At 34.1% G+C, this 8,586-nt stretch carries 7 protein-coding genes; all 7 read right to left on the bottom strand.

Annotated elements, in window-relative coordinates; genetic code table 11:
• Nucleotides 1–422 precede the first annotated feature (422 nt).
• On the bottom strand, nucleotides 423–1,241 hold the full coding sequence (locus P20652_RS04435; protein ID WP_033017794.1) for a hypothetical protein: 819 nt from the start codon (nucleotides 1,239–1,241) through the stop codon (nucleotides 423–425).
• Nucleotides 1,242–1,300: 59 nt separating this feature from the next.
• On the bottom strand, nucleotides 1,301–2,041 hold the full coding sequence (locus tag P20652_RS04440; protein ID WP_008170995.1) for a polysialyltransferase family glycosyltransferase: 741 nt from the start codon (nucleotides 2,039–2,041) through the stop codon (nucleotides 1,301–1,303).
• Between the two features lie 14 nt (nucleotides 2,042–2,055).
• Complete coding sequence (locus P20652_RS04445) at nucleotides 2,056–2,445, bottom strand: hypothetical protein (RefSeq protein ID WP_139048232.1); 390 nt, start codon at nucleotides 2,443–2,445, stop codon at nucleotides 2,056–2,058.
• Nucleotides 2,446–2,557: 112 nt separating this feature from the next.
• Nucleotides 2,558–3,928 carry an oligosaccharide flippase family protein gene (locus P20652_RS04450; RefSeq protein ID WP_008170992.1) on the bottom strand — a complete coding sequence of 457 codons (1,371 nt, stop codon included), beginning with the start codon at nucleotides 3,926–3,928 and terminating at the stop codon, nucleotides 2,558–2,560.
• Between the two features lie 78 nt (nucleotides 3,929–4,006).
• Nucleotides 4,007–4,966, bottom strand: coding sequence for an exopolysaccharide biosynthesis polyprenyl glycosylphosphotransferase (locus P20652_RS04455; RefSeq protein ID WP_008170976.1), 960 nt, complete (start codon nucleotides 4,964–4,966; stop codon nucleotides 4,007–4,009).
• Between the two features lie 3 nt (nucleotides 4,967–4,969).
• Nucleotides 4,970–5,884 (bottom strand): Wzz/FepE/Etk N-terminal domain-containing protein, encoded by a 915-nt coding sequence (locus P20652_RS04460; RefSeq protein WP_158307897.1) that lies wholly within the window; start codon nucleotides 5,882–5,884, stop codon nucleotides 4,970–4,972.
• Nucleotides 5,885–5,905: 21 nt separating this feature from the next.
• Nucleotides 5,906–8,581 (bottom strand): SLBB domain-containing protein, encoded by a 2,676-nt coding sequence (locus P20652_RS04465; protein ID WP_033017791.1) that lies wholly within the window; start codon nucleotides 8,579–8,581, stop codon nucleotides 5,906–5,908.
• Between the last annotated feature and the right edge of the window lie 5 nt (nucleotides 8,582–8,586).

Here is an 8,586-nt window from a genome sequence, read left to right as displayed (position 1 = left end):
CAAATCACTGCTTATTTTTTTCATTTTTGAGTACCTTATTTCTATGTTTAGCAAAATAAAAGCCTAGGAATATCCACATAGCATATAGAGGCAATCTTTTTCTCATATAGCTACCAACATGCGATTCATAATAAACAGAAAGTAAGGCTAATATAATGGATATAACAATACCTAACATCAGTAAATAGCTACCGTTTTTAACTTTTTTGTACGAAAATAAACACACTAGAAACGGAATGATAAAAAACAATATTGGCTCTAGCATCATTACTTTCCATAATGCATTTGCCTTTAGTGCATAAATTGATATTGGCGCGAATAAATAAAAGTATAAAGAGGCCCCTATCGTTTTATATATACCCAGTACAGATTCATAATCGACAGCAATTACATCAGTAGCACCGGCTAATACGGAGTAACTTTTAATTGCAACTAAAATAGTAAACACGTCGGGAAAGTAGCTTTTCAGTAAGAGCAATGGAATTGGGATCAAAACAATAACAACAGCTAATTGTAAGAAAAAACTTTAAAGCTCTTCGTTTTAAAAAAACTAAATATAGATAAGAAAATAATAATACCAAGGAAAACTGTGGTCTGTAGAAAATAAGTATTACAATAATTAATAATAAACATATACCTTTAAAAAAAGTTCCTCTTCCATTCACTTTGTGTAATAGGCATATAAAACCTATTGAGAAAAGAGAAAACAAAAATACATCTTTTTCTATTTGTACTAAACGAATAAATAATGTTGGATAAAATGATATAAATATAACAAATAAAAAAGCATACCAACTTACATTTACCTCTGCTAATGTTTGTCTTTTATTATCATTTTCATCTAATAACTCCCTCGCCAATAGCAGTACTGCAAAGCAAAAGAATAAAATATTTAGTGATTTAAACGCGAGAGTACCGGCTTCTGGAAATAATAAATACAGTGGCACTGCAAGCGCCGAAAAATACAGTGACTTAGGAGAGTCGTATCCAAACTCAGAAGTTTGAAAAGCAAATATAACGTCTTTGTCTATGTGACCTAAGCTTAATAATTGACTGGCCATCAATTTAGCCGTGTAAAAATAGAGCTTATCATCGACTAAATCTTTTTTAACAAATATCGAAAATCCATCGCGACCCATATTAATTGAGATTAAGTGCACAATAAATAGGTAACTTAATGAGAGCGCAATGATTAAACCAGCTAAGTAGTATATAGGCCTATTACTCAGCTTAAGGTACATAAGTGCTCCAAACAGTACTGAGAGGACCAACAGAACGCTAATCAGGTCGTGTACAATTACTAGCATTTATGACCCTGAATATAAGTTGCTACATTCTGCACAGAGTCTAAACTAGGGTCTCCAAAGATATTCTTTAGCTTTGCTTTGTTTTCTGAAATAATTTTTTCCGACTTAATATTCTTGCTAGCTAATATTTCAGTAAACTCAGCAACTTCATTATAATTAAATCGATGAGAAGAAATAGACTTTATATATTCTGGTATATCGTGACCAGGAAAATCGATTAGCAATATATTATTTGTAACAAAGGCAGCTTTAGCGACTAGCGAGCTATAATGCCCAACGTAAAGGTCTGAAATAGGAAAACGCTTTTTTTCAAAAACAACAACACCAGCCAACTCTTTGTATAATGTTAAATCACTTCTAGGGTGGAGTTTAATTGTTAAAGTTAGTTTTTTTTCTTGACAGCTTTGAGATAATTCCTTCATGAAGTCAATTAAGATCTGCCTTGCTAATCGACCATCTTCAACCAATGTTTGCGTGATGTAACATACACCTTCTGCTGAAATATTTTCATTTTCATTTGTTAAGCTTTTTAATTCTGGATAACCAACAACGTCTTGCTGACTAAGAGTATAACCAAACACATCTTTATGATATTGCTTCCAATAATCGCCATAGACTAAAACATGGTCGGCATTTAATTTCTGATAAGGTAATGATGTCTGTTTGATGTTTTTTCCAAAAATAAAAACTTGTACATAGTTATATAGCGTTGCAATAAAGTTTTTATCGACCAAAGAAGCGACAGCATTTACATAGCAAACAAACCTAAATACTTTTTGACTTGATGAATGAGCAGTGACGTTTCTCTTTTAATAAACGGAATATATAAACCATGCTGAAACATTATAGTATAAATTCCACTTTCTTTAGCTCCTAGGACAAAAGCTGTATCTGGAATTCTTTGCGCCATTACAGTTAATATTTTTATTTGAGATTGAGTTAATATTCTTTTTATTGAGCACCCGCTAACGCTTGGGACTTTAATTAATTTTGAATTTACGGGGAGGATAGCTAAAGCATCCTCCTCCGATAACGAACCTTCTTGCTCATAAAAGAAAAAAAAAGATGAGTCGGGTTTTTGATTTAAAATTTCATGTGCAATTAAACTTGGGTATCTAGTAATACCCATTAAATTCATATCGAAAAAGCCATAGTTCATGATTGTTCTACTCTTCCTTTATTTCGCAGTAAATTCAACATCTTTACATACCTTGCTTTATCTTTCTCTCTAGGAAAAAACAACAATACAATTAATATACTTGACGATATAACCTGTATATAAAAATCATAATAACTAAATAAAAAACGAACACTATAACGAGCATAGTTCTATATAAAAAGGAGAAGTCAAACCTATCTATTGTAACTTTAAATGACATATAACAATGTAAAACAATAAATTCAAATACCGCCTTAACACTAAATAGTATTGCAATTGCTATTACTGAATACCGATGAGAAAGGTAGACACTTAAAAAAAGATAAAGCGCTGAGAGAATAAGGTAAATTAGGGCCACTGGTTTTTCAAATATCGTTGCAGTTAGGACTCGAAGAGGCACCACCGCTAATGCTTGAAAAAATACACCTATAGATAATATATTTAACAGTTGTGTAGAGTTTGCAGCGTAATCTGCATTAATCCATATAGCTAAAATAAACTTTGATAATAATAACGTTCCAACAACGATAACTCCCATCATTAAAGTTATTAATATGTACAGAGTATTTATAGATTCTTTTAACTGTGCAATATGTCCATTTTTAAACCAAAATGAAAAAGCGGGGAAAAATGCGGCACTCAAAGAGCCATATATAATACTAGTACGTGATATGAGGTCATATGCTGCAACATAATATGCTAGCTCTAATAGACCTATATTAGAGCTAATAATAAATTTGTCAGCGTAAATAAGTATAATTGACGATAAAGAAATTAAAGTTAACCAGCCACCACTTGTTATTAACTGCTTTGAAACATAGCTATCAAAACGTTTGGTTATATGAGGATAGTAATGAAAAACTCTATTCAATAACAAAATAAAAGAAATAATATGTATGGCTATAGCAATATACAATGCGTAGAACATTTCCAGCCCAGCAATATAACAAATTGCTGGTGATAGAAATAACACTGAATTTAGAAAAGCTCGATTTACAGCTGTTATTTTAAAAAGTAACTTAGCCTCTAAAATCGCTCTTAATAAAATGATCAATAAAAATAGTGGCGACGCATATAGCACCGCAGTCAACATTTTATAGGCATTTTGATAGTTATCATTACTTGAATCAATAAATAAACTGACTATTTCATACGAAAAAAAGTAGGTCGCAACGCTAACAGTTACACCTATTAAAAGCATTATTAAAAATGATGATGAAATAATATCACTTATAGATTTTTGACAAGATTCATGTGCCAAAAGCCGATTAACTGATTGAGCAACACCAAAGTTTAAATAGTTAAATAATACAACTATACTAATCGATAAAGAAAAAACAGCAAAAAGCTCAGATCCAAACCACTTTATAGTTAATGGTACAGATAGAAGAGCACTCAAAATAGGGAATATTTGCAAGCTCATATTAATAAATGAGCTTTTCATCACGTCACTAGTTTTCATACTAAAAACATATTTAGTTTGGTATGGGCTGGGATTGCCTCATGCAATAATTTATAAAGAAAGTTAAATCCTTTCAATTTAATGCCCCATACCTAATAAGACAACTTTAAATGTTTTAAATAAAATTTTAATATCGGCCCAAGTACTATGATTTTTAATATAGTATATATCGTACTTATGCTTCCATACCGCATCTTCTAATGATGCACCGTAAGGATATGAAACTTGTGCAAGACCTGTAACACCGGGCTTTACAGCATGTCTAAACCGATAATATGGGATCTCTTTTTCCAGATCTTTAATGAATATTTCACGCTCAGGCCTTGGTCCAACAATAGACATATCTCCACGAATAATATTGATCACTTGAGGAAGCTCATCTATGCGTGTTGCACGAATAAAGCGACCAACTCGTGTTACTCTTGAGTCATTTTTATTGGCCCATTGAGCACCATCTTTCTCCGCTTCTGTGTTCATTGATCTAAACTTAATAACTTTAAATGTTTCGTTATAAAGTCCGGTACGCTCCTGCTTATAGAACACAGGACCTCTGGATTCCAACTTAATCAGTAAGGCTACAATTAAACTTATCGGTAATGTCAAAATTAATAATAATAAAGCTGAAATAATATCTACAAAGCGTTTCACAAACTGAGTACGTTTATTCGATAAAATACCAAACGCTTTTTGATGAAGAAAGTAGCCACTGTTTAAAAGCATTACTTCGGTGAAGCCAACTCTTTTCTCCAAATAGTCATCTAACGATTCAACGTAGCCGCCATATTCGAGCGCTTCAACTAATAATTTTTTATAATCACTGTCTAGATCAGAACTGTTATAGTGACAAATTACTTTCGACTTATAATTTTTAATCGTTTTATCATTAAATACAAAATCAAAATTATGCTCTTTTTCAATTACTCGTAGCATATCTACAGAAGATTGTGGGCAAAAAACATAAATAGTTTTACAGGTAAATGATTTACCTTTTAAGATATTTGATTTATTTTTTTGAACATTATGTGAGCTATTAATCATTATTTATACTTCCGCACGCTGAGCTTCTTTTGCTACGAAGCGAGTCAATGAAATTAAAAAACCGAGGAGTGAACCTAATAGTAAACCTAAAATGCACATTAATATTCTATTCGGAGCAAATCGTTCCTCAGCTTCGTACGGCATATCAATTACTTTGAATACATAATCTTCTTTTACTTCCGCTAACATTTGAGTTTGAAGTTGCTGTTCCATCAATGTAAATATCTGTTGTTTTAATTCATTTATATTTGTTTTTTCTAATGCATCATTTAAAAATTTCAACGTATTTTGGCTAACAGCAATATCTTTTTCTCTAATTTTCATATTTACTTCTAAAACTAAGTTTTCAGCAATTTCCTTTGCTAGCTTAGGTGAAAAGTGCTCAACCTCAATAACCGTGTAACCTGTTTCTGCTACTGTATTTATTGATAAGTTGTGCTTTAAAAAGTAATCACTAACTTCATATAAACTAGGCTCATTCTTTTTAGGAAATTTAACATCTCGTTTCCATTGATTTGTATTAGCATCATACTCATCACTGTAAATAGCTTCGTCTTTTACAATATCCCAAGCATCAATACCCATTAGGAGAATTTTTAACTGATATTTTTCTATAAAATCAACAAGGAAGTCTTTGCTTTTTAAAGTTTCTAGGGCCTCTATAGTTTTATCACTTCCACCGCCACCAAGACTAACTCCAGCTAGTGATGCTACACCACCTAATTGAGATGCTAAACCAGACAGACCACTGCTATTGCTTTGAGCTGAAGGAGCAACTAAAACTTCTGATCTATACCTATCGGGACTATTGAAGGCAACTACAGCCATGATTAAAGTTACCACTAAAGCTATACTTATTAAAATGTGCCAATCTCGCTTCAAATGTCTATAGAACCGAATTATATTAAAATTGTTCAATTTGATACCTTAGTTTAGTATTTAAAGACTTCCAATTGCTGCTACAGCTACACCTAACTGATAAAGGATCTGCGTTGCAGTACTCCAAAGCGTTAGCTTATCCATATGCCCAGCATCCATTGGAATTACTATTGTGTCACCTGGTTCTAACTGATCAGCATTACTTGCTGCAAACCAACCACCTGTATTTGGTATTTTCACTGAACCATTGGCTTTAATAATGTAAATTCGGTCTTCAGCCGCACGCTCTTTAAGGCCACCACTCAAAGCAAGATAATCATCAACACTCACACCTGGCTTATATAGATGTGATGTAGAGTAGTTAACTTCGCCTATTACACTGATTGAATCGCGTTTGCTTGGTACATAAAGTGTATCGCCATCTTGTAATACTAAGTTTTGTTTATTGCTTACAATTAAAGGTAAATCAATTACTAAACGTCCTACGGCTTCTACACTCGCGAGGTCATTTAACAGCTTGTTCATTTCTTCATACGAAAGCGAGCTACTACTTACAGAATTTTGGAAGCTTTTAGAAGCTATGTCACGGCGAAGCTCTGTAGATAAGCGCGCGAGTTGCTTTTGTTCTTGTTCTTTAATTGACGTACGAGTAAATACAGCTGCTTTTTGCTCTGCAAATTTTGAAAAACCATCTGCACGTTCAAGTAATTCAGTAAGCGTTTCACCGCGGCGTATCGTGTACGTACCTGGGAATTTAAGCTCACCTTTTAATTCTACTTTTACGTTTTCTTGCCAGTTTGGAATAGCGAATACGTTTATGCTGTCTTTGCTTTGCAAAATAATATTACTTTGAAGGTCGCCTTTCATGGCGCTTTCAAGATCAAATCGTAAGTGTTCGATCTTAGATCCATCACTCGCTACTATTCGCGTAATTTCAGCTTGTTTTACGTAGGCAGACTCTAATAAACCACCTGCTGCGGTTATTAAATCACTTACCTCACCACCAATCATTAATGGGTAAATACCTGGAAAAGTTACATTGCCATTAATTTCAACTAATTGCATTGCTTGCTGCACTGATGCTTGCTGCTTAAATTTGGCAATAATTGGCGCAAGTAAATTATGGCGGCTAAATAATGCGTAATCTTCAGGTTTGAGCTCTTGATCTTCTTCTTTTGCTTTGCGCTTAGAAATTTCAGCAATTGTTAGTATTTTATTGTCTTCAAGAACAAGTTCTTCGTTTTCTTGATTAACGCCAATGTATTTTTCGAACTCTTTTTGCTCAAACTTATGCCATTGCTCTGCTTTTTGTTGCTGCTCTTGTTGCTCTTGGCTAAGAGCCATATTTGCTAGTGCTGATTGTTCTGATTCTTTTTCTTCAAAGCGGCTAAATACAACTATCTTGTCATTAGCTTTAAGCTGTAAGTTGTTTTCAGGGTTTTTAATAATCGCTTGAGCAACGTCAAATTGGTATGCTTGTATATCACCGTTTATATTAATTTCGCGGATTACAAGTCCGTAGCTTAAATCGGCTTGCGGTAGTAAGTCACCACGCACTGATTTAAGTACATCTGAAATACGCTTGCCTTGGTGCCACTGATAATTGCCTGGGCGCGCTACTGCACCAATTAAGCTAACTGAATTTTGATATTGCGAGCTAACTGAGTTAAAGCGAATACGGTCGCCATCTTGTGGGATATAGTTAATTTGCGATTTTGAAAAATCGACCGATAGCACTTCTTTACGATCGAAGTTAAAGCGCTCTACCACTGCATTTTTAGCGTAGGCATTTGGTTTGAGGCCTCCAGCCATTGCTAATAACTGCTTAGCAGATTCACCTTTTTTAAGTTCAAAGATAGCCGGGCGCTTTACTGCTCCTTCAACTGTTACTTGAGCACCAACTGATGGTATAAATACAGCATCGCCCGGCTTTAATACGATATCGTTACTGCTATCGCCATTAATAAGTAGATCGTATAGATCGAAGTTTGCTACAACCTTGCCTGCGCGTTTAACTTGAATATTACGAAGAGAGGCAATGTCAGACACGCCACCACTTACGAATAATGCGTGCGAAACGGTTGTTAATGAAGAAACACTATAGCTACCCGGCTTATACGCTTCTCCTAGCACTAAAATACGCATACTACGAAGTTGACCAAGCGATACAAAGGCTTTTACACCTATAACCTCTTGCTCTACTTTTACTTTTATTAGTTCTTTAATTTCAGCAAAAGTTAAACCAGCCACTTCTACAGGGCTTAGATCTGGGATGTTAATACGCCCTTCACGGTCAACTATAACTTCAAAGCTTTCGCTTTCTTTACCGTAAAAGTTAATTTTTAATTGATCACCAGGGCCTATAATATAAGTATCTGGTACTGCGGCATTTTCGCTTGGCATAAAAGTGGTAGGTTCACCTGCAAATAACTCGTAACCGTATGGTTTTAGTTCGTCTGCTTTGGGTTTAAAGCGCTCTTCATCTGTAAGCTCTTCTTTTTCTGGCTCTACGCGCTCGCCAATACTATTTTGCAGCTGTGTATTATTTTGATTACTGGATTGGTTTATACCGGTGATTGTTGAAACATCAACACCATATTGTTTTGCAAGAGCTTCTTGTTGAGCTTTTGGCAGTTTTTTAAATTGCTCAATTTGAGACGCTGTTGGCGTAAAAGCCAAAGAGCTAAAACTGCAAAGTAGAATAAAAGCACTAATATATTGTATGAAAACTTTCACGAGTA

It is taken from the genome of Pseudoalteromonas sp. BSi20652, assembly GCF_000239855.1.
In the GTDB taxonomy this organism is placed as follows: Bacteria; Pseudomonadota; Gammaproteobacteria; order Enterobacterales; family Alteromonadaceae; genus Pseudoalteromonas.
This window is presented reverse-complemented; position numbering and strand designations above follow the sequence as displayed.

Coding starts and splice junctions, on each gene's coding strand:
- P20652_RS04435 (WP_033017794.1), bottom strand. CDS start 1,241: ATGTACCTTAAGCTGAGTAATAGGCCTATATACTACTTAGCTGGTTTA.
- P20652_RS04445 (WP_139048232.1), bottom strand. CDS start 2,445: ATGAATTTAATGGGTATTACTAGATACCCAAGTTTAATTGCACATGAA.
- P20652_RS04450 (WP_008170992.1), bottom strand. CDS start 3,928: ATGAAAACTAGTGACGTGATGAAAAGCTCATTTATTAATATGAGCTTG.
- P20652_RS04455 (WP_008170976.1), bottom strand. CDS start 4,966: ATGATTAATAGCTCACATAATGTTCAAAAAAATAAATCAAATATCTTA.